Here is a 21,616-nt window from a genome sequence, read left to right as displayed (position 1 = left end):
GAGGCGCGCTCGGGCACGGCAGGAGCGATGATTACCTACTGTTGATCGGTTTCTGCGGGTAGCCTGCGAGAGGAGCCGAAGAGGGCTCCCCCTTCGGAAGGACCTCCCGTGACACCGTCGTCAACTCCCGCGAACGTCGACCGCCGCTACCTCGACGCGCTCCGCCCGGTGGAGGAGCGGGTCGAGATCCTCCTCGCGCAGATGACCGTGGAGGAGAAGGCGGGCCTCTTCTTCCAGACCATGATCGTGATGGGCGAGGGCGGCGCGCTGGCCGAGGCCGACGGGGCCTTCGGTCTGCCCTCGACCTCGTCGATGGTGCTCGAGAAGCGGATGACCCACTTCAACCTCCTGGGCGGCGGGAGCGCGACGGCGCGCGAGATCGCCGAGTGGCACAACCGCCTGCAGGAGCTCGCCTCGAGCACCCGCCTCGGCATCCCGGTGACCCTGTCGACCGACCCGCGGCACTCCTTCACCGACAACCCGGGGACGGGCGCTCAGGCGGCCGCGTTCTCGCAGTGGCCGGAGCCGCTCGGCCTCGGCGCGATCGGCGACGAGGAGCTGGTGAGGCGCTTCGGCGACATCGCCCGCCGGGAGTACCTGGCCGTGGGGCTTCGCGTCGCGCTGCACCCGCAGATCGACCTCGCCACCGAGTCGCGCTGGGCCAGGCAGGTGGGCACCTTCGGCGAGGACGCCGAGCTCACCGGACGGCTCGGGGCGGCGTACATCCGCGGCTTCCAGGGCGAGGTGCTCGGATCGGAGTCGGTGGCGACGATGACCAAGCACTTCCCCGGCGGCGGACCGCAGAAGGACGGAGAGGACCCGCACTTCGCCTACGGCCGCGAGCAGGTCTACCCCGGCGGCAACGCCGAGTACCACCTCCGGCCGTTCGAGCGGGCGTTCGAGGCCGGTACGAGCCAGATCATGCCGTACTACGGGATGCCCGTCGGGACGCCGCTCGAGGAGGTCGGCTTCGGCTTCAACCGATCGGTGATCACGGGGCTGCTGCGCGAGCGGTTCGGGTTCGACGGGATCGTCTGCACCGACTGGGGCCTCCTCTCGGACGCGCACATCATGGGCGACCTCCACCCCGCGCGCGCCTGGGGCGTCGAGCACCTGTCGGTGCCCGAGCGGATGCGGAAGGCGATCGAGGCGGGAGTCGACCAGTTCGGCGGCGAGGCGATCCCCGAGGTGCTGGTCGCGCTGGTCGAGGAGGGGGCGATCAGCGAGGAGCGGCTCGACGTCTCGGCGCGCCGGCTGCTGCGCGAGAAGTTCGTGCTGGGGCTGTTCGACCAGCGGGCGGTCGACCCCGCGGCCGCGGAGTCCGTCGTCGGATCGGCGGAGTTCCGGGCGGCGGGCGAGGAGGCTCAGCGCGCGGCGATCACCGTGCTGGCGCACGACAGCGTTCTCCCGGCGCAGCGCGGGCTGCGGCTGTACGTGGAGGGGCTGGACGAGGCGGTGGCCGCGTCCTACGGGACGGTCGTCGACTCACCGGAGGAGGCCGACCTCGCGGTGATCCGGCTCCAGGCCCCGTTCGAGCAGCGGGCGACGGCGTTCGAGAACTTCTTCCACGCGGGGTCGCTCGACTTCCCTGCGGAGGTGGTGGAGCACGTCGTGTCGGTGGCGGGGAGGGTCCCCACTGTCGTCGACGTGTTCCTGGACCGGCCGGCGATCCTGACGCCGTTCGCCGGGACGGTCGCCGCGCTTCTGGGCGACTTCGGCGCCTCGGGGGCGGCCCTGCTCGACGTGGTGTTCGGGATGTCGGAGGCACGTGGCAGGCTGCCGATGGACCTTCCGCGGTCGATGGCCGCGGCGGAGGCTCGGCGCCCCGACGTGCCGTTCGACACGGCGGATCCGCTGTTCCGCTTCGGTCACGGGCTCACTCTCTAGAGGGGGTCTCCCCTCCGGGAGAGGGGGGCTCGGGGGCCGCCCCGCACCGGTCGGGAACGCTCCTCCACAGGGCCGCGGAACGGGGTTCTCCCGCGGTTCGGAGCACGACCCGCCGCGATGTCGGTGGCGATTGACATACTCGAACACATGTTCGAACATGGGCAGATGAGTACCCCTTCCCGCCCCCTCTCCGCAGGGACGACCGAGGCCGCAGAACCCCTTCTGCGGCAGCTCGCGTCGGTGAAGGAGCTGCAGTCGCGGATCCGCGACATGCAGGCGACCACGCTCGAGACGAAGAGCCTGGCGACCCTGCCGGCGTTCGCCGCGGCCCTCCCCGGCGGCTCGCTGAAGCAGGGCGCGGCCTACTCGGTCGAGGGCTCGATGAGCCTCGCGATGGGGCTGCTCGCCGGCCCCTCCGCCGAGGGCGCCTGGTGCGGGGTCGTCGGCGTGCCCGAGTTCGGGGCCGAGGCGGCGGCCGGCATCGGCATCGATCTCGAGAGGCTGGTCCTCGTGCCCTCGCCGGCCGAGCACTGGCTCACCGTCACCGCGGCGCTGGTCGACGTCCTGACGGTCGTCCTCACCCGTCCGCCCGCCTCCGTGTCCTCGGCCGACGTCTCCCGGCTGGGCGCCCGGCTGAGGCAGCGGGGGGCCGCCCTCGTCGTCCTCGGCGAGTGGCCCCAGGCCGAGGCGCGGCTCAGCCTGCGCAGCAGCCGGTGGGAGGGCCTGGGCTCCGGGCACGGCTACCTCCGCTCCCGCGAGGCGCTCGTCGACGTCGTCGGCCGCGCGGGGACGCGGGTGCGCACGGTGCGGATGAGCATGCCGGGCACGGGCGGGTCCTTCGGGGTCCTCCACGAGCGCTCGCGCCTGCACGAGCGGGCGGTGTGAGATGACGAGCACCCCCGAGCTGCGCCGGACCATCCTGGTCTGGTGCCCCGACTGGCCCCTGCTCGCGGCGGCCGCCGACGCCGGTCTCGCCGCGGAGGCCCCGCTGGTCCTGACCGAGAAGAGCCGGGTCTTCGCCTGCTCGCCCTCGGCCCGTGCCGAGGGTGTGCGCCGGGGGATGCGGATCCGCGAGGCGCAGTCGCGCTGCACGGGCCTCACGGTCCTGCCCTACGATCCGGTGCTCGACCACCGCGCCTTCGAGCCTCTCGTCCAGGCGCTCGAGGAGATCACTCCGGGTGTCCAGCTGATCCGTCCCGGACTCTGCGCGATCAGGGCCAGAGGGCCGCGGCGGTACTACGGGAGCGAGCGGTCCGCGGCGGAGGCGGTGCTGCGCCGGCTCGCCGAGCTGGGAGTGGCGCGGGCGCGCATCGGGATCGCCGACGGGCTCTTCGCCTCCGAGCTCGCGGCGAAGCACTCCGGCGAGCCCGTCGCCATCGTGCCGGCCGGCGAGACCGCGGGCTTCCTCTCCCCCCTCCCCCTCGACGCCCTCGAGACGGAGGCCGTCGCGATGCGCTCGCGAGCCCCCGTCAGAGGAGAGGACCTGGTGACCCTCCTGCGTCGACTCGGAGTGCGGACGCTCGGCGCCTTCGCCGGCCTGCCGCGAGAGGACGTGACGGCCAGGTTCGGCCCGGACGGAGCCCGCGCGCACCTCCTGGCCTCGGGCGCCGAGACCGAGACGGTGGTCCCCCGGCTGCCTCCCGAGCGCCTCGACAGAGCGCTCGAGTTCGAGCCGCCGCTCGATCGGATCGACCAGGCGGCCTTCGCGTTCCGCGTCCCCGCCGAGGAGTTCGTGGACGGACTGACCCGCTCGATGCTGGTCGCCACGGCGATCCGGATCGAGGTCACCAGCGATCGAGGAGAGCTCTCGTCGCGGAGCTGGCTGCACCCGCGCTGGTTCACGCCCGCCGACGTCCTCGACCGCGTGCGCTGGCAGCTGCAGGGCAGCGGCGCGATCGACGCGGGGCTGCGCTCCCCCATCTCCCGCATCCACGTCGAGCCGGAGGCCGTCGACGCGATCGGCCACCACGAGCAGGGGCTGTGGGGCACGGCTCCCGAAGAACGCGTGCACCACGGTCTGAGCCGGGTGCAGAGCGTGCTGGGCCACGAGGCGGTGCTCACCGCGTCGGTCGGCGGCGGGCGGGCCCTGCGCGACCGCCAGCACCTGGTCCCGTGGGGCGACCGCGAGCCGGGTGACGCCCGCCCGCGCGGCCTGCCGTGGCCGGGCTCGCTCCCGCCGCCGCTGCCGCCCACGGTCTTCCCCGAGCCGGCGGCGGTCCTGGTGCGCGGCCCGCGCGGCGAACCGGTCTCGGTCGACGACCGCGGCACCCTCACCTCCGTCCCCGCCTACTTCACCCCCGGCAGCTCGCAGGCCCGGCTCGAGCCGGTGACGGGCTGGGCCGGCCCCTGGCCGATCGACGAGCGGTGGTGGGACGCGCGCACGGCCGTCCGCTACGACCGCTTCCAGGTGGTCGACTCCGGAGGCGTCGCCTGGCTGCTGCTCTGCCTCGACGGCGAGTGGGCGGCCGAGGCCCGCTACGACTGACCCACCCGCACTCCCGATCCCGACGAAGGAGCCCCATGGGCTGGAACAACCCGCCGATCCCCTGGTCGGAGTTCGAACGGCGCCTGTCCACCGGGCGCCGCTCCGACGGCACCGTGGTCCGCGGCGACGGCGGCGACAGCCCGGCCTGGTCGCACAAGCGCGGCGCCTACTCCCCCGGCGACGACGTCACGGCGCCCGACGAGAAGGTCCCCTACGCCGAGCTGCACGCCCACTCCCACTTCAGCTTCCTCGACGGCGCCAGCCGCCCGGAGCAGCTGATCGAGGAGGCGGTCCGCCTCGGGATCGACACCCTCGCCCTGACCGATCACGACGGCCTCTACGGCATCGTGCGGATGGCGGAGGCGGCGCAGGGGCAGAGAGCCCTCGGCAACGAGGTGCGGACCGCGTTCGGCGCCGAGCTCTCGCTCGGGCTGCGCGCCCCGCAGAACGGCGTCGCCGACCCGGAGGGATCGCACCTGCTCGTCCTGGCCCGCCGCGAGGAGGGCTACCACCGGCTGGCCCGGGCGATCACGACCGCCCAGCTCGCCGGAGCGGAGAAGGGCAAGCCGAGCTACGACCTCGACGAGCTCGCACGTGCGGCCGACGGGCACTGGATCGTGCTCACCGGATGCCGGAAGGGCCGAGTGCGCCAGGCCCTCGTCTCCGAGGGGGCGAGGGCGGCCGAGGACGAGGTGCGCGAGCTGGTGCGCCTGTTCGGCGCCTCCAACGTCCTCGTGGAGCTCGTCGACCACGGCGATCCGCTCGCCTCGCTGCACAACGACCTCCTCGCCGAGATCGCCGGCCGCCTCCGCCTCCGCGTCGTCGCCACCGGGAACGTGCACTACGCCCGCCCGGAGGACCGCCCGCTGCAGACCGCCCTGGCGGCCGTCCGCGCCCGGCGGAGCCTGGACGAGATGGACGGCTGGCTCCCCGCCGCCGGGGGCGCGCACCTGCGCTCCGGAGCCGAGATGGCCGAGCGCTTCGCCCGCTATCCCGGGGCGGTCGAGAACACGGTCCGCGTCGCGGACGAGATCGCCTTCGAGCTGAGCCGGGTGCGGCCCCGGCTGCCCCGGCAGGAGGTCCCCGAGGGGCACACCCCGATGAGCTGGCTGCGCGAGCTGGTGCGCGAGGCCGTGCCCCGGAAGTACCCCCGGGCCGACTCCGATGTGCTCGACCGCCTCGAGAAGGAGCTCGCGGTCATCGAGGCCAAGGACTTCCCCGGCTACTTCCTGATCGTGCACGACATCGTCCACTTCGCCAAGGGCAGGGGGATCCTCTGCCAGGGGCGGGGATCCGCCGCCAACTCCGCGGTCTGCTACGTCCTGGGCATCACGGCGGTGGACTCGATCTTCTACGACCTCCCCTTCGAGCGCTTCCTCTCGAGCATCCGCGACGAGGAGCCCGACATCGACGTCGACTTCGACTCCGAGCGGCGCGAGGAGGTCATCCAGCACGTCTACGAGAAGTACGGCCGGCTGAACGCCGCCCAGGTGGCGAACGTGATCACCTACCGCCCCAAGTTCGCGGTGCGCGACATGGCGAAGGCGCTCGGCTACAGCGCCGGGCAGCAGGACGGCTGGTCGAAGCAGGTGGAGAGGTGGGGGGCGATCACCGAGAGCAGCGCCGACCACGACATCCCGGACGACGTCGTGGCCCTGTCCACCCGCGTCCTCGGGGCGCCCCGCCACCTGGGCATCCACTCGGGCGGGATGGTGCTCACCGACCGGCCCGTCGGCGAGGTGTGCCCGATCGAGCCCGCGCGGATGGAGAAGCGGACGGTCCTGCAGTGGGACAAGGACGACTGCGCCTGGATGGGGCTCGTCAAGTTCGACCTCCTGGGCCTCGGGATGCTCGCCGCCCTCCAGTACACCTTCGACCTCGTCGCCGAGCACGTGGGCGAGAAGTGGGACCTCTCGACGATCCCGCGCGAGGAGAAGGGCGTGTACGACCAGCTCTGCCGGGCCGACTCCATCGGAGTGTTCCAGGTCGAGAGCCGGGCCCAGATGGGCACGCTCCCCCGACTCCAGCCACGGCGCTTCTACGACCTGGTGATCGAGGTCGCCCTGATCCGCCCCGGTCCCATCCAGGGCGGCGCGGTGCACCCCTACATCCGGCGCAAGCTCGGCGAGGAGCCGGTCACCTACCAGCACCCCCTCCTCGTCACGCCCCTCAAGCGCACCCTCGGGGTGCCGCTGTTCCAGGAGCAGCTGATGCAGGTCGCGGTCGCGGTCGGCGACTGCAGCGCGGAGGACGCCGACCTGCTCCGCCGTGCCATGGGCTCCAAACGGGGAACGGAGAAGATCGAGACCCTGCGCGGACGCCTCTACGAGGGCATGGAGCGCAACGGGATCACCGGCGAGGTCGCGGACGACATCTACCGACGGATCCAGGCGTTCGCCAACTTCGGCTTCGCCGAGAGCCACGCGATCAGCTTCGCGCTGCTCGTCTACGCCAGCGCCTGGCTGCGCCTGCACTACCCGGCCGCCTTCACCGCCGCGCTGCTGCGCGCGCAGCCGATGGGCTTCTACGCGCCGCACACGCTGGTCGCGGACGCCCGTCGGCACGGAGTGCGCATCGGCTCCCCCGACGTCAACCTGTCGCTCTCCCACCCCGGTCTCGAAGCGATCGCCGACGGGCCCTCCCCCCGCCGGAACGGCGCACCACTCGGTCACGACGACTGCCTCGCGCAGGACCAGCCGCCGACGGGCCTCTTCGACCGCTCCGAGCCGTTCGACACCGACGACCACCGCCGGGACGGCGGGTTCCTGGTGCGGCTGGGGCTCGCCGAGGTGAAGGGCATCGGAGCGGCGCTCGCCGAGCACGTCGTCGCCGAACGGCAGCGCGGCGGTCCGTACGCGAGCATGGCCGATCTCTCACGACGAGCGGGCCTCACCGCGAGCCAGCTCGAGGCGCTCGGGGCGGCGGGGGCGTTCGACTCGCTCGGACTCGACCGGCGCCAGGCGCTGTGGGAGGCGGGGACCGCATCGGCCGACCGCGAGGAGTTCCTGCCCGACTCCGTGGTCGCCGTGCAGCCTCCCCTGCTCCCGATGCTCTCGGCGCAGGAGCGCGTCGTCTTCGACTTCTGGGCCACGGGGATCTCCCCCGACGACCACCCCCTCCGGCACCTGCGAGCGAGTCTGCGCGATCGCGGATCCCGCTCCACGGCGGACCTCCCCGGCACCCCCTCCGGCACCCGCGTGGAGGTCGGCGGGGTCGTCATCCACCGTCAACGTCCCTCCACAGCCGGCGGAGTGACCTTCATGAACCTCGAGGACGAGCACGGGATCCTCAACGTGATCTGCTCCGTCGGAGTATGGAACCGCTACCGGCGCACCGCCAGGGAGGCGCCCGCTCTGCTCGTCAGAGGGATCCTCGAGCGCTCGGACGAGGGAGTGACCAACCTCCTCGCCGACCGCTTCGAGGCGCTCACGGTCGGCGCCCGCACCACCTCCCGCAACTTCCGATGACCGCTCGCACGCCACGGCCGCACCGACGACCGCACCGACCACCGCTCGACCCACGAGGAAGCGACACCATGACGCACACCGATCACGTCCCCACCGCCCCGCTCGATGCGCCCCTCGTCGAGGATCGCGAGCTGCGCGACCGCGTCTCCTCGCTGATCGGGCCCGCCTACCGCAGGGCCCTCTGGCCGCTCTTCCTCGACCGGGAGGGCTACCAGCTGCCGATCCTCTACCCGGTCGACGGGCTGCCCGTGCACCCCGACGAGGAGAGGACCGAGCGCATCGTCGCGACGCTCGCGAAGGCCGTCGCCCACCAGGACGTCGGCGCGCTCGCCTTCGCCCTCGAACGCCCCGGGAGGGCCTTCCTCGGCGAGTCCGACCGGGTGCTGGCCCGTCACCTCGCCGCCGCCTGCCACCGCCGCGCCATCCCCCTCCGCGCCCTCCTGCTCGTGCACGACGAGGGGGTGCGGATCATCGCGGCGGGAGAGTACGGGGCGGCGGCGCGGTGACGGCAGCGGTGCCGGCGTCCGCGCCTCAGGCGGATGCGGCCAGGGTGATCAGCAGCGAGGAGGCGCCGAGGTCGACCTCGGTGTCCCCCGGCTGCACGGCGTACTCGCCCACGCCGAGCAGCGACTCCGCCACCTCGGGCAGCGGGACCCGCGCCGCGGCGTCACCCACGTTGATCGCGATCGTCACACGGCCGCGGCCGAGCGTCAGCCAGCGCTGCTCCTCGTCGAGGGAGACCCGGACCGAGCCGAAGCGCGGATCGGTCAGCTCGGGGAAGCGGCGGCGGAGCGCGGCGAGCTCGCGGTACACGTCCAGGATCCGCGCGTGGCGGCCCTCCTCGACCTCCGACCAGTCGAGACGCGAGCGGGTGAAGGTCTCGGGGTCCTGCGGGTCGGGGACGACCTCCGGGTCCCACCCCATCCGCGCGAACTCCTCGATGCGGCCCTTGGCCGTGGCCTCGCCCAGATCCTTCTCGGGGTGCGAGGTGAAGAACTGCCACGGCGTCGAGGCGGCCCACTCCTCGCCCATGAACAGCATCGGCGTGAAGGGGCCGAGCAGCGTCAGCGCCGCGGCGATCGCCAGCCGGCCCTCGTCGAGGGTCGCGGTCAGGCGGTCGCCGATGGCGCGGTTGCCGATCTGGTCGTGGTTCTGGCTGCAGACGACGAGCCTCCAGGCCGGCATGTGCTCCACGTCGACGGGGCGGCCGTGGTGACGGCCGCGGAAGGTCGAGAGCGTGCCGTCGTGGAAGAAGCCGCGCGTCAGCACCTTCGCCAGAGCGCCGAGCGGGGCGAAGTCCTCGTAGTAGCCCGTCGTCTCTCCGGTGAGCGCCACGTGCACGGCGTGGTGGAAGTCGTCGCTCCACTGGGCGTCGAGGCCGTAGCCGCCCGCCTCGCGCGGCGTGATCAGCTTCGGGTCGTTGAGGTCGGACTCCGCGATCAGCGTCAGGGGGCGCCCGACGTGCGCCGACAGCACGGCGACCTCGGCCGCCATCTCCTCGAGCACGTGCACGGCGCTCTCGTCCGAGAGGGCGTGCACCGCGTCGAGCCGCAGGGCGTCGACGTGGTAGTCGCGGAGCCACATCAGCGCGTTGTCGATGATGTAGCCGCGCACGACGTCGGCTCCCGAGCCGTCGAGGTTGATCGAGCTGCCCCAGGTGTTGGCCTTCTCGCTCTTGAGGTACGGACCGAACTCGGGGAGGTAGTTCCCGCTCGGTCCGAGGTGGTTGTAGACCACGTCCTGGACCACGCCGATGCCCGCGCGGTGCGCCGCGTCGACGAAGCGCTGGTACGCCTCCGGTCCGCCGTACGGCTCGTGCACGGCGTACCAGAGCACTCCGTCATAGCCCCAGTTATGCGTCCCGTTCACCGCGTTGACCGGCAGGATCTCGACGAAGTCGACGCCGATCGACCGCAGGTGCTCGAGCTTGCCGGCCGCGGCGTCGAGCGTCCCCTCGGGCGTGAAGGTGCCGATGTGCAGCTCGTAGATCACGGCACCCGCGAGCTGGCGTCCGGTCCAGCCCGCATCGCCCCACTCGTGGTCCGCCGGGTCGAAGGTGCGCGACAGCTCGTGCACGCCGCTCGGCTGACGTCGCGACCTCGGGTCGGGGAAGGGGCCCGACCCGTCGATCCGGTAGCCGTAGTCGACCTCACCGGTCGCCGCGACGGTGCCCGACACGCGCCACCAGCCGCCGTCGCCGGTCGCCGCCATCGGCACGGCGGAGCCGCCGCCGATCACGAGCTCGACCGAGGAGGCGTCGGGCGCCCACACGTCGAAGCGCTCGGGCCCCGTCGTGGGCAGGGCGTAGCGGTAGGGAGTCGTGCTGGTCACGGGTGTCTCCAGAGTCGATCGAGAGAGGAACGGGGAGGATGCGCCGGTCAGACGACCGGGGCGAGGAGGGCGACCGGGAGATCGGCGAGGATCTCGGCGACCGGCGTCGGACCGCCCGCGAAGGTGCGTCCGGTCAGGACGTCCTCGACCGGGTGCCCGGGCAGGACGATCACGGTGTCGTCCCAGCCGCCGGCCGAGGCCAGGCCCGCGGGGAGCCTCGTCGCGACCGTCACCGCGCCGCCGCGGTCGAAGGCGATCGCGTGATCGGAGGCCGGACCGACGACCGAGACCGGGACGTAGCGGGTGAACAGCTCAGGCCGGTCGCGGCGCAGCCGGAGGGCACGCGACGTGACGAGCAGCTTGGCCGCTCCCTCCTGATCGATCGGAGGCAGCCAGCCGCCGTCGATCCGCTCGAGCAGCGCGCGCCGCTCGGCGAAGTCGACCGGGCGCCGGTTGTCGGGATCGACGAGCGAGGTCTCCCAGAGCTCGCTGCCCTGGTACACGTCGGGGATGCCGGGGGCCGTCAGCTGCACCAGCTTCGCCGCGAGTCCGTTCGACCATCCGGCCGCCTGCACCCGCGCGACCGTCTCCTCGACGAGGCGGCGCACGGCCGGCTCGTCGAAGGCCGCATCGATCGCCGCGTGCATCCGCTTCTCGAACGCCTCGTCCGGCGCCGTCCAGTGCGTCGAGCTGTCGGCCTCGCGCGACGCCTTCTCGGCGTACGCGTGCAGACGCTCGCGGGTCGCGGGCCAGGTGCCGACGACGGCCTCCCAGAGCAGGTGCTCGATCGGTCCGTCGCCGAAGCCGACCAGCTCGTGCAGCGAACGGAGGGTCTCCGCCCACGCCTCGGGGTCCTCGGCCAGCGCGGTGATGCGCGCGCGGGTGTCCTCGCCGCGCTTGGTGTCGTGCGTCGAGAGCGTCGTCAGCGAGGCGGGGAAGGAGGCCTGGCGGACGGACTGGCGGCGGTGGAACTCGTCGAGCTCGATCGAGAACTCGTCGGGGTCGGCGCCGACCTCGTTCAGCGACGTGAGCCGGCTGTAGCGGTAGAACGCCGTGTCCTCGACGCCCTTGGCCATGACCATCCCCGAGGTCTGCTGGAACCGCACCGAGACCGGGGTCCCGGTCTCGCCGAGGAGCTCCGCGACGCGGTCGATGACCGGCGCGATCTCGGGACGGCGGTGCACGGCGTCGCGTCGAGCGTGCTCGAGGTGCTCCGCACCCACCGGGAGGTAGCTGCGGTAGACGGGGAAGGTCGCGAGCAGCTCCGCGAGGGCGTCGTCGGCTCCGTCGACCTCGGGGATCAGGCGGGCGAGCCGGAGCACCTCGGAGCGGAGGATGCCGTCGGCGATCCCGCGCTTCGTGTCGTGGATGAGGTCGGCCCAGACGACCGGCGATCCGCCGCCGCCGAGCTCCGCGTCGAGGCCTTCGAGCACGGGACGCGCGTCCGGGTCGACGAGGATGCGGTCCACGTCGGCCAGCGCGTCGTACCCGGTCGTGCCGACGGTCGCCCAGTGCGCGGGCAGCTGCTCGTCGCCCTCGAGGATCTTCTCGACCCAGACCGGCGCGCCGCCGATGGCGCGCGCCAGGTCGTCGAGGTATCCGCCCGGGTCGGCGAGTCCGTCCGGGTGGTCGACCCGGAGGCCGTCGGCGAGTCCCTCGGTGAACCAGCGGACGATCTCGCGGTGCGACGCGTCGAACACCTCGGGGCGCTCGACCGTGATCGCGGCGAGCGTGTTCACGGCGAAGAAGCGCCGGTAGTTGAGCTCGGCGTCGGCCCGGCGCCAGTTGACGAGCTCGTAGCTCTGCCGCGCGTGCACCGTGCGGCCGGAGTCGCCGGGCTCGGCGGTCCCGGGGGCGATCGGCAGCCGGTTCTCGTAGTAGTGCAGTTCGTCGCCGACGACCTCCAGCGCGTCGAGCTCGGAGTCGCTGTCGCCCTCCGCCGCCCCGTCGCCGAGGATCGGCACGCGCAGGCGGCCGCCGCCCGCCTCCCAGTCGATGTCGAACGCGGTCGAGTACCGCGACGACCGCCCGTGCTTCAGCAGATCCCACCACCACGCGTTCTCGACCGGAGTCGCGACGCCCATGTGGTTGGGCACGATGTCGATCAGGACGCCGAGCCCCTCCTTGCGAGCCGCGGCCGAGGCGTGCGCGAGCCCCTCGGCTCCGCCGCGAGCGGGGTCGACGGCATCGTGGTCGACGACGTCGTAGCCGTGGTCCGATCCGGGCTCGGCGGTCAGCAGCGGCGAGAAGTAGAGCCAGTCGGCGCCGAGCGAGCGCACGTAGTCGGCGATCTGCGCCGCCTCGTCGAGATCGAAGCCGGAGCGGATCTGGAGTCGGTAGGTCGAAGCGGGCAGTCGCACGTCAGTCTCCTGTCGAGGGGGCAGTGGCGGCGTCGGTCGACTCCGCGTGGGGGCTCGTGTGGCCGGTGGTGGTGATGATCGGGATCGCCGAGGTGGCGGCCTGCGAGGCGAGCGACGCGGCGACCGAGTGGTCGACCTCGGGCTCGGGGGCACTGTGCTCCTGGAGGATCACGAGCGACTTCGCCTGCACCGTCAGGATCGCGCCGGCCGGTCGCGGGATCGAATCGGCCTCCGCTCCTGCGGTGTCGACGAGGACGGCCCACTCGAGCGCGTACTCGTCGCTCGGGATCGTGAACTCGACGTCGACGTCGTCGGCGTTGAAGTAGAGGAGGAAGCTGTCGTCCATCACGGCCTGGCCGCGCTCGTCGCGTTCGCGGATCCCGTTGCCGTTGAGGTAGATGCCGACCGAGCGGTCCAGGCCCGAGTCCCAGTCCGACGGCGTCATCTCGGTGCCGTCGGCCTTGAACCAGACGATGTCGGGCAGGGGCTCGCCGGAGCCGCGCAGCACGGGGCGCCCGTCGAAGAAGCGCCCGCGGCGGAAGGTCGGGTGCTCGGCCCGCAGGCGGATGAGCGCAGCGGTGAACTCGAGCAGGGGGCGGTCGGCGCTCGCCCAGTCGATCCAGGTCAGCTCGCTGTCCTGCGCGTAGGTGTTGTTGTTGCCGTTCTGCGTGCGGCCGAGCTCGTCGCCGTGCAGGATCATCGGCACGCCCTGCGAGATGAGCATCGTCGCGAGGAAGTTGCGCTGCTGGCGGGCGCGGAGGCCGAGCACCGTGGCGTCGTCGGTCGGACCCTCGACGCCGTGGTTCCAGGAGCGGTTGTGCGACTCTCCGTCGTTGCCGTCCTCGCCGTTCGCGTCGTTGTGCTTCTCGTTGTACGAGACGAGGTCGCGGAGGGTGAAGCCGTCGTGCGCGGTGACGAAGTTGATCGAGGCGACCGGGCGGCGGCCGGAGCGCGCGTAGAGGTCGGCCGAACCGGTCAGGCGGGAGGCGAACTCGCCCAGCGTCGAGGGCTCGCCGCGCCAGAAGTCGCGGACCGTGTCGCGGTACTTGCCGTTCCACTCGGTCCACTGGGGCGGGAAGTTGCCGACCTGGTAGCCGCCGGGTCCGACGTCCCACGGCTCGGCGATGAGCTTGACCTGCGACACCACGGGGTCCTGCTGCACGAGCTCGAAGAAGGTCGACAGCCGGTCGACGTCGTAGAACTCGCGGGCCAGGGCCGAGGCGAGGTCGAAGCGGAAGCCGTCGACGCGCATCTCGGTCACCCAGTAGCGCAGCGAGTCCATGATCAGCTGCAGCGAGTGGGGGTGGCGGACGTTCAGCGTGTTGCCGGTGCCCGTGTAGTCCATGTAGTAGCGCTTGTCGTCGTCGACGAGGCGGTAGTAGGCCTCGTTGTCGATCCCGCGGAAGGACAGCGACGGTCCGAGGTGGTTGCCCTCCGCCGTGTGGTTGTAGACCACGTCGAGGATGACCTCGATGCCGGCCGCGTGCAGCGCCCTGACCATGCTCTTGAACTCCTGCACCTGCTGGCCCTGGTCGCCCGTCGACGAGTAGGTGTTCTGCGGAGCGAAGAAGCCGATCGTGTTGTAGCCCCAGTAGTTCGAGAGGCCCTTGTCGATCAGCGTGGAGTCGTTCACGAACTGGTGGACCGGCATCAGCTCGATCGCCGTGATGCCCAGGTGCTTGAGGTGCGCGATGACCGCGGGGTGCGCGACGCCGGCGTAGGTGCCGCGCAGCTCCTCCGGGATGTCGGGGTGCGTCTTGGTGAGGCCCTTGACGTGCGCCTCGTAGATCACGGTGCTGTCGTACGAGGTGCGCGGGCGGCGGTCACCGGCCCAGTCGAAGAACGGGTTGATGACGACGCCCATCATCATGTGCGACGCCGAGTCCTCGTCGTTGATCGAGTCGGGGTCGCCGAACGTGTACGAGAAGAGCGACTGGTCCCAGTCGATCTCGCCCGCGACCGCCTTGGCGTAGGGGTCGAGCAGCAGCTTGTTCGGGTTGCAGCGACGACCGGCGGCCGGGTCGTACGGGCCGTGGATCCGGTAGCCGTACTTCTGGCCGGGCTGCACCTGCGGCAGGTAGCAGTGCCAGACGTAGGCGTCCGACTCGAGCACGTCGACGCGGGTCTCGGTGCCGTCCTCGTCGAAGAGGCACAGCTCGACGCGCTCTGCGATCTCGCTGAACAGTGCGAAGTTCGTGCCGCTTCCGTCGAAAGTGGCGCCCAAGGGGTAGGCGGTTCCGGGCCAGGTCTCCACGAGACTCCTCTGAGTTCTGGTCTCGGGCATTCCGGGAGAGGCCGTCGTGCGGTCTGCGGATGCCCGACGTCGGGGGTGATGGTCCATCACCTTCGCGACGGACCGACTGTCCACCTTAGCGAGGGGCGCCTGCGTGGTCACCGGGGTGGTTGCGCTCACGCTCCGGCACCCGCGCACGAGCGGACGGGCGCGGCGGTGGAGGTCACGCTCGAACAGTACGGCCGCCCTCCACCCGGCGGGAGGGCTGGCGCCGCGTCGAGTGGATCCGGTAGTGCCGTCCGGTCAGTGCGATCCCATCCGGCGGCGCAGGAGGTCGATCCGCGCCTGGAGCTGGGTCACGCTCGCCTGGGCGACCGCGGGCCCGCCGCACAGGCGCCGGAGCTCGGTGTGCACCGCGCCGTGCGTCTCGCCGGTGTTGCGGGCCCAGAGCCCGACGAGGGAGTTGAGCAGGCTGCGCTGCTCCTTGAGCGTGCGGTAGAGCGGCGCCGGGATCTCGGCCGTCTTCGCCTCCGGAGCCGCCTGCGCCGCCGTGCGCCCGCCGGCGCGCTTCGCCTGCCGCTGCTGCCGGTGCTGCAGCAGCTCGCGCACCTGGTCGGGCTCGAGCAGCCCCGGCAGCCCGATGAAGTCGAGCTCCTCCTCGCTCTCGACCTCGACCTCCATCCCGAACTCGGCGCCCTCGTAGACGACCCGGTCGAAGGTCGCCGCGGAGCCGAGCGATTCGAACCGCCCCTCCTCCAGCAGCTCGGAGGAGGCCTTCTCGCTGCGCTCCGCGTCGGCCATCAGATCGGCCTCGGGGTACTCCTCGTCGTCCGAGGAGCGGCGGTCGAGCGCGTGGTCGCGCTGCAGCTCCATCGTGCTCGCCAGCGCGAGCAGCCCCGGCACGTTGGGGAGGAACACCGAGGCGGTCTCGCCGCGCCGCCGGGCCCGCACGAAGCGGCCGATCGCCTGGGCGAAGAACAGCGGGGTGGAGGCGGAGGTGGCATAGACGCCCACGGCCAGGCGCGGCACGTCGACCCCCTCCGACACCATGCGGACGGCGACCATCCAGCGCGAGGTGTCCTTCGCGAACCCCTCGATCCGGTCGCTCGCCTCCTTCTCGTCCGAGAGGACGACGGTGACGGGTTCGCCGCTGATCTCGCGGAGCATCGCGGCGTAGGCCCGCGCGGTGTAGTGGTCGGTGGCGATCACGAGCCCGCCCGCATCGGGGATCGCGCGCCGCACCTCGGTCAGCCGGGTGTTCGCGGCGCGCAGGACCGAGGGGATCCAGTCGCCCTTCGGGTCGAGCGCCGTCCGCCACGCCTGCGAGGTGATGTCCTTGGTGTTGCCCTCGCCGAGGCGCGCCTCCATCTCGTCGCCGGCCTTCGACTTCCAGCGCATCTGGCCGGCGTAGACCATGAACAGCACCGGGCGCACGACGCCGTCGGCGAGCGCACGGCCGTAGCCGTAGGAGTAGTCGGTGAGCGAGGTGCGGATCCCCTCCTCGTCGGCGAGGTAGCTGACGAACGGGATGGGAGCCGTGTCGGAGCGGAAGGGCGTCCCCGTGAGCGAGAGCCGGCGCACCGCGGGCTCGAACGCCTCGCGGACCGCGTCGCCCCAGCTCATCGCGTCGCCGGCGTGGTGCACCTCGTCGAGGATGACGAGCGTGCGCCCCGAGAGGGTCAGCTCGCGGTGCAGCTCGGCGCGGACCGCCACCTGGGCGTAGGTCACCGCGACACCGTGGTAGTGCCGGGCGTGCCGGCCCATCCGGTTGGTGAAGGTGGGGTCGAGACGGATGCCGACCCGGTGCGCCGCCTCGGCCCACTGGCGCTTGAGGTGCTCGGTCGGAGCGACGACGGTGATGCGGTCGACGGTGCGGTTGTGCAGCAGCTCGGCGGCGAGCCGGAGGGCGAAGGTCGTCTTGCCGGCGCCCGGGGTCGCGGCCGCGAGGAAGTCGCGCGGCTCGTGCTCGAAGTACGACTCGAGCGCCTCCGCCTGCCAGGCGCGGAGCTTGTTCGCGGTGCCCCACGGAGCCCGGCCCGGGAACGACGGGGACAGGTGCTCGGCCGCGGAGGTGCCGACCTGATGACCGAAGCTCGAGGGACTGTTCACGTGGGCCAAGGCTACGCGACGGCACCGACACCGGGTCGGCCTCCGCGCCCCTCCGGGGCAGCCTCGGCGTGTCGCGATCGGTCGCCCGGCGGATCCCCTCGGCCCCGGGCCGGAGCAGAATGGAGGGATGGTCGAGTCCCCTCACACCTGGTCCCGCTTCGTCGCCCTGGGCGACTCCTTCACCGAGGGCATCGGCGACCCCGCGCCCGGGAGCCCGGGTGGGCACCGCGGCTGGGCCGACCGGGTCGCCGAGGTCCTCGGGAGCACCGACGACGACTTCACGTACGCCAATCTCGCGGTCCGCGGCCGGCTGCTCCAGCAGATCCTGGACGAGCAGATCGAACCCGCCCTGGCCCTGAAGCCCGACCTGATCACGATCTCCGCCGGGGGCAACGACGTCATCCGCCCGCGGACGGACCCCGACGACATCACGGCGCGGTTCGAGGCGGGGCTCGCGCGGCTGCGCTCGGGCGGCGCCACCGTGGTCCTGTTCACCGGTGTCGACGTCGGCTTCTCACCGGTGTTCAGCCGGATCCGCGGCAAGGTCGCGATCTACAACGAGAACCTCCGCGCCCTCGCGAAGCGCTACGACTGCATCGTGGCCGACCTCTGGTCGCTGGACGAGATCCAGGACGCGCGGATGTGGGCGCCGGACCGCCTGCACCTCAATCCGCACGGGCACCACGAGGTCGCCCGGATGGTCCTCGAGGCGCTCGGCGTCGAGAACTCGCTGCAGCCCTTCGCTCCGGAGCCGCTGCACGACGTGACCTGGCGCACCGCGCGCACCGAGGATCTGCAGTGGGCGCGCGAGTACCTCGTGCCGTGGGTGGTCCGCCGCGTGCGGCACCAGTCGTCGGGCGACTTCATCACGGCGAAGCGCCCCTCGGCGGAGCCGTACCTGCGCCCGAGCGTCCCGGGGACCGCGGTCGAGGGCAACGCGACTCCCCAGCAGGTCGCCGAGGACATCGCCACGGCGGGCATCCGCACCGTCGGCGACGCCCGCCCCTAGCCGAACAGCTCGGCCGGGTGCGAGAGGCGCCAGCCGAGACCCGGATCCTCGATCGTCCCGTCCGCGATGAGCGGCAGCTCGTACGGGGTCCCGTTCACGTCGACGGTCGCGGTGCCGATCCGCTCGGCGTCCGCGACGGTCTCGACGGGGTCCAGCGCGACGGTCGTCGACGTCGAGACGCCGCCCCAGACGAGCACCGATCGAGCCTCCGGGGTCTCGGCGACCGCCGACTCGCCCCACGCGCTGGTGTACGACCCGAAGTCCTGGCCCTCGGCGGTCAGCGCGACCGAGTGGAACCCGGATTCGACCGTCGGGATGAGTGTCTCGATGTCGGCGGCGAGCTGCGGATGCGTCCGCGCTCCGACCACGACGCCGACCAGCGTCATCGGCTGCCCCTCGACGACGGTGTCCAGCGAGAACAGGAGGCACGCACCGGCCTCGTCCGTCGTCCCGGTCTTGATGCCGTCCACTCCCGCGCGCCCGAGCAGCGTGTTGGTGTTCTCCACCTCGCCGACGCCGGGGATGACCGCGGTCGGCAGGGCGACGATCGGCGCCAGCACCGGGTCGGCCACCAGCAGCTCGCCCAGGCGCACCATCTCGGAGGTGGTGCTCACCGTGTCGGGCGAGAGCCCGCTCGTGTCGGTCACCACGGTGCGGGTGAGCCCCTGCCCGTCGAGCCAGGTGCGCGCCGCGGCCAGGTACGCCTCCTCCGAGCCGTAGGCCCAGATCGCGAGCGACTTCGCGTAGTTGTTGGCGGAGGGCAGCATCAGCACGGTCAGCGCCTCGCGCTCCGTCAGCTCGAGCCCGGCCGAGACCGGGGCGACCGAGCCGTTCTCGGCCACCGAGTCGTTGTAGTAGCCGACGTCGGCGCTCGTGAACGTGATCGTCTCGCCGTCGGTGCCGTCGGCGATCGGCTTCGCGGCGAGGATCACCAGCGCCGTGACCACCTTGGCGATGCTCCCGGTCGGCACGGGATCGGCGGAGCCGTAGCTCGCGAGCACGCCGCCCTCGCCCGTGCCGTCCAACCCCACGGCGGCGACGGCTCCGGACCCGTACGACGGCCACGCGAGCACCGGGGCGTCGACCGTGACGGCCGCGGGCGCCTCGACGACGGCGCTCGCCGCGGGCAGCTCGGCGCTCGCCGCGTTCACTCCGTAGGCGCCGCCCGCGCTGAGCAGGACCGCGCCGGCCACGGCCGCGGCGATCGCGGCGGGACGGCGGCGGCGGGGGCGCACGGCCGGAGCCTCGCCCTCGAGCGGGCCGAAGACGTCGAGAGGCGAGGCGTCGGGTCTCGTCGGGGAGGTCACCCGGCCATCGTAGGACGGGCGACCCGTGGCGGCCTCGTGAGCGCCCACAGCGCCACCGCGCTCGCCGAGGCGACGTTGAGCGAGTCGACCCCGTGCAGCATCGGGATGGTGACGACGGTGTCCGCCGCGTCCAGCGCCGCCCGCGACAGGCCGTCCCCCTCCGCACCGAGCACGAGGGCGACGCGCTCCGGTCGCTCGTCCGCGTACTCGTCGAGCGGCACGGCGTCGGGCGCCAGCGCGAGGGCGGCGACCGAGAAGCCGGCCGCGAGCAGCTCCGCGCGGGTGCCGCCCCACTCCGGCGTCCGCGTCCACGGCACCTGCAGCACCGTGCCCATGCTCACCCGGACGCTGCGGCGGTACAGCGGGTCGGCGCAGCGCGGAGTGACCAGGACCGCGTCGGCCCCCATCCCCGCCGCCGCGCGGAAGACGGCGCCGACGTTCGTGTGGTCGACGAGGTCCTCGAGGATCACGACGAGCCGCGCCTCCGCCAGCAGCGCGCCGAGCGGCGGGAGGGCCGGCCGGTGCATGGACGCGAGCGCGCCGCGGTGCAGGTGGAATCCGGTCAGCTCCTCGATCACCGCGTCCGGGCCCACGAAGACGGGCACGTCGGGGAAGCGCTCGAGCACCTCCTGTGCATCCGGCAGCCGCTTCTCCTGCACCAGCACCGAGCGCGGCCGGTGGCCGGCGTCGAGCGCCCGCCCGATCACCTTGGCGGACTCCGCGATGTAGAGCCCGCCCTCCGGCTCGAGCACGCGGCGCAGCGCGACGTCGGTGAGGCGGTGGTAGTCCGCGAGGAGGGGGTGGTCCAGGTCCGCGATGTGCACGATCGGCATCCCGGCACCCTAGGGCACGGGGCGCGACTAAAGTCGTCTGGGGGCTTCCGCGCGTGCGGTGGCCCTCTGACAGGAGGCGCGGATGGAGTCGAGTCCGACACCGGTCGCCGACGGCACGCGAGCCGCCGCGATCGAGCAGGCCGTCGAACTCCTGGGCGGTCGGCGCATCGCCGCCGTCACGGGAGCCGGCGTGAGCACGGACTCGGGCATCCCCGACTACCGGGGGGCGGGCGCTCCCGTCCGCACGCCGATGACCTACTCGCAGTTCGTCGCCGATCCCGACTACCGCCGCCGCTACTGGGCCGGCAGCCAGCTCGGCTGGCGCCGCTTCACGGCGACGCTCCCCAACGACGGCCACCGGGCCCTCGCCCGGCTCGAGGAGCGGGGCCTGCTCACGGGCGTCGTCACGCAGAACGTCGACGGGCTGCACGTGCGTGCCGGCTCGCGTCGCGTCGTCGATCTGCACGGCTCCGCCGACCGCGTGCGCTGCATGACCTGCGGGCAGTACTTCGCCCGCGACGCGATCGCCGAGCGGATCGAGACGCTCAACCCCTGGCTCGACGACCCCGACATCTCCTCCCTCAACCCCGACGGCGACGCCGAGGTGCACGACGTGTCGGCGATGACCGTTCCCGAGTGCACCGTCTGCGGCGGCGTCCTCAAGCCCGACATCGTCTTCTTCGGCGAGTTCATCCCGACCGAGCGGTTCCAGGAGGCGCGGGCCATCGTCGCCGGCGCCGAAGCGCTCCTGGTGGCCGGCTCCTCGCTGGTCGTCAACTCCGGGATCCGCTTCCTCGAGATCGCCCGCCGCGGCAAGCTGCCCATCGTGATCGTCAACCGCGGCACGACCAAGGGCGATTCGCGCGCCAGCGTCAAGATCGACGGTGGGACGAGCGAGGTCCTCCGCGTCCTCGCGGACCGCCTCCCCTCCCTCTGACCACTCGAAAGGCACACGTGACCCAGCTGACCCTCGTCCGACACGGGCAGACCGACTGGAACGCCGCCCGCCGCATCCAGGGCGCGAGCGACATCCCCCTGAACGAGATCGGCCGCTCGCAGGCGAGGGCCGCGGCGCGCCTCCTGCGCGAGCGCCCGTGGGACGCGGTGGTCGCGAGCCCGCTGGGCCGGGCCTACGAGACCGGCGCGATCATCGCCCGCGGCCTCGGGCTCGACGAGCCCCTGGTCGTCCCGGGGCTCGCCGAGCGCGCCTACGGCGAGGCCGAGGGGATGACCGCAGCGGATCTCCGCGAGCTGTTCCCCGGCGGCATCGAGGGGCAGCGGGTCCCGGGCTGCGAGACGCGCCCTCAGGTCGTCGAGCGGGCGACGGCGGCGCTCCTGGAGGTCGCCGAGCGCTTCCCCGGCTCGCGCGTGATCGTGGCGACCCACGGAGCCGTCATCGGGAGCCTCCTCCGCTCGCTGAGCGAGGACGCGCTGCCGCCGCAGGGCATCACGGTCGGCAACGGCTCGCGCCACGACTTCGCGATCGTCGACGGCGCGCTGCGGATCGTCGCGTTCGACGACTCGGGTGACGTGCTCGTCGCCGACACCGACCTCGAGGACGTCCTCAACCCCGTCCCCGGAGCCTGAGCGCCGCC

14 protein-coding genes are annotated in these 21,616 nt (G+C 72.7%); 8 read left to right on the top strand and 6 right to left on the bottom strand.

Features of this window, described 5'->3' with window-relative positions:
- Window positions 1-108 precede the first annotated feature (108 nt).
- The 5 genes from GSU68_RS08715 to GSU68_RS08695 all read left to right on the top strand — a co-directional run bounded on the left by GSU68_RS08715 (window position 109) and on the right by GSU68_RS08695 (window position 8,345).
- A complete protein-coding gene (locus GSU68_RS08715; RefSeq protein WP_159907320.1) occupies window positions 109-1,887 on the top strand; it encodes a glycoside hydrolase family 3 N-terminal domain-containing protein in 1,779 nt (592 codons plus the stop codon).
- 165 nt (window positions 1,888-2,052) lie between these two features.
- Window positions 2,053-2,772: a hypothetical protein gene (locus GSU68_RS08710; RefSeq protein ID WP_159907318.1), complete on the top strand. Its 720-nt coding sequence runs from the start codon at window positions 2,053-2,055 to the stop codon at window positions 2,770-2,772.
- 1 nt (window position 2,773) lies between these two features.
- The gene (locus tag GSU68_RS08705) at window positions 2,774-4,372 is read left to right on the top strand and encodes a DNA polymerase Y family protein (RefSeq protein WP_159907316.1); all 1,599 of its coding nucleotides are present in this window, start codon (window positions 2,774-2,776) and stop codon (window positions 4,370-4,372) included.
- A 35-nt stretch (window positions 4,373-4,407) separates the two neighbouring features.
- Window positions 4,408-7,839: an error-prone DNA polymerase gene (locus tag GSU68_RS08700; protein WP_159907314.1), complete on the top strand. Its 3,432-nt coding sequence runs from the start codon at window positions 4,408-4,410 to the stop codon at window positions 7,837-7,839.
- Between the two features lie 68 nt (window positions 7,840-7,907).
- A complete protein-coding gene (locus GSU68_RS08695; protein WP_159907312.1) occupies window positions 7,908-8,345 on the top strand; it encodes a hypothetical protein in 438 nt (145 codons plus the stop codon).
- Between the two features lie 25 nt (window positions 8,346-8,370).
- On the opposite strand, the gene treZ is transcribed toward GSU68_RS08695, so the two are convergent.
- The 4 genes from treZ to GSU68_RS08675 all read right to left on the bottom strand — a co-directional run bounded on the left by treZ (window position 8,371) and on the right by GSU68_RS08675 (window position 16,872).
- Complete coding sequence (treZ, locus tag GSU68_RS08690) at window positions 8,371-10,170, bottom strand: malto-oligosyltrehalose trehalohydrolase (protein WP_244259437.1); 1,800 nt, start codon at window positions 10,168-10,170, stop codon at window positions 8,371-8,373.
- Between the two features lie 47 nt (window positions 10,171-10,217).
- On the bottom strand, window positions 10,218-12,530 hold the full coding sequence (gene treY, locus GSU68_RS08685; RefSeq protein WP_159907310.1) for a malto-oligosyltrehalose synthase: 2,313 nt from the start codon (window positions 12,528-12,530) through the stop codon (window positions 10,218-10,220).
- Between the two features lies 1 nt (window position 12,531).
- On the bottom strand, window positions 12,532-14,784 hold the full coding sequence (gene glgX / locus GSU68_RS08680; protein ID WP_159907308.1) for a glycogen debranching protein GlgX: 2,253 nt from the start codon (window positions 14,782-14,784) through the stop codon (window positions 12,532-12,534).
- A 282-nt stretch (window positions 14,785-15,066) separates the two neighbouring features.
- On the bottom strand, window positions 15,067-16,872 hold the full coding sequence (locus tag GSU68_RS08675; protein ID WP_159907306.1) for a DEAD/DEAH box helicase: 1,806 nt from the start codon (window positions 16,870-16,872) through the stop codon (window positions 15,067-15,069).
- Between the two features lie 127 nt (window positions 16,873-16,999).
- Here GSU68_RS08675 and GSU68_RS08670 point away from each other — a divergent pair, with 127 nt between their 5' ends.
- Window positions 17,000-17,881 carry an SGNH/GDSL hydrolase family protein gene (locus tag GSU68_RS08670; protein WP_159907304.1) on the top strand — a complete coding sequence of 294 codons (882 nt, stop codon included), beginning with the start codon at window positions 17,000-17,002 and terminating at the stop codon, window positions 17,879-17,881.
- On the opposite strand, the gene GSU68_RS08665 is transcribed toward GSU68_RS08670, so the two are convergent.
- Both GSU68_RS08665 and GSU68_RS08660 read right to left on the bottom strand, forming a co-directional pair.
- Complete coding sequence (locus GSU68_RS08665) at window positions 17,878-19,188, bottom strand: D-alanyl-D-alanine carboxypeptidase (RefSeq protein ID WP_159907302.1); 1,311 nt, start codon at window positions 19,186-19,188, stop codon at window positions 17,878-17,880. The genes GSU68_RS08670 and GSU68_RS08665 overlap by 4 nt on opposite strands.
- Entirely contained in the window at window positions 19,185-20,021 is an 837-nt protein-coding gene (locus GSU68_RS08660) for an RNA methyltransferase (RefSeq protein ID WP_159907300.1), read from the bottom strand. Before GSU68_RS08660 ends, GSU68_RS08665 begins: the two co-directional genes overlap by 4 nt.
- An 82-nt stretch (window positions 20,022-20,103) precedes the next feature.
- On the opposite strand from GSU68_RS08660, the gene GSU68_RS08655 reads away from it, so the two are divergent.
- Window positions 20,104-20,958 (top strand): Sir2 family NAD-dependent protein deacetylase, encoded by an 855-nt coding sequence (locus GSU68_RS08655; protein WP_159907298.1) that lies wholly within the window; start codon window positions 20,104-20,106, stop codon window positions 20,956-20,958.
- Window positions 20,959-20,975: 17 nt separating this feature from the next.
- The gene (locus tag GSU68_RS08650) at window positions 20,976-21,608 is read left to right on the top strand and encodes a histidine phosphatase family protein (RefSeq protein ID WP_159907296.1); all 633 of its coding nucleotides are present in this window, start codon (window positions 20,976-20,978) and stop codon (window positions 21,606-21,608) included.
- Window positions 21,609-21,616 lie beyond the last annotated feature (8 nt).

This window comes from Rathayibacter sp. VKM Ac-2759, assembly GCF_009834225.1.
GTDB lineage: Bacteria > Actinomycetota > Actinomycetes > Actinomycetales > Microbacteriaceae > Rathayibacter.
The sequence above is the reverse complement of the archived record's forward strand: the minus strand, read 5'-3'. Positions and strand labels throughout refer to the sequence as shown.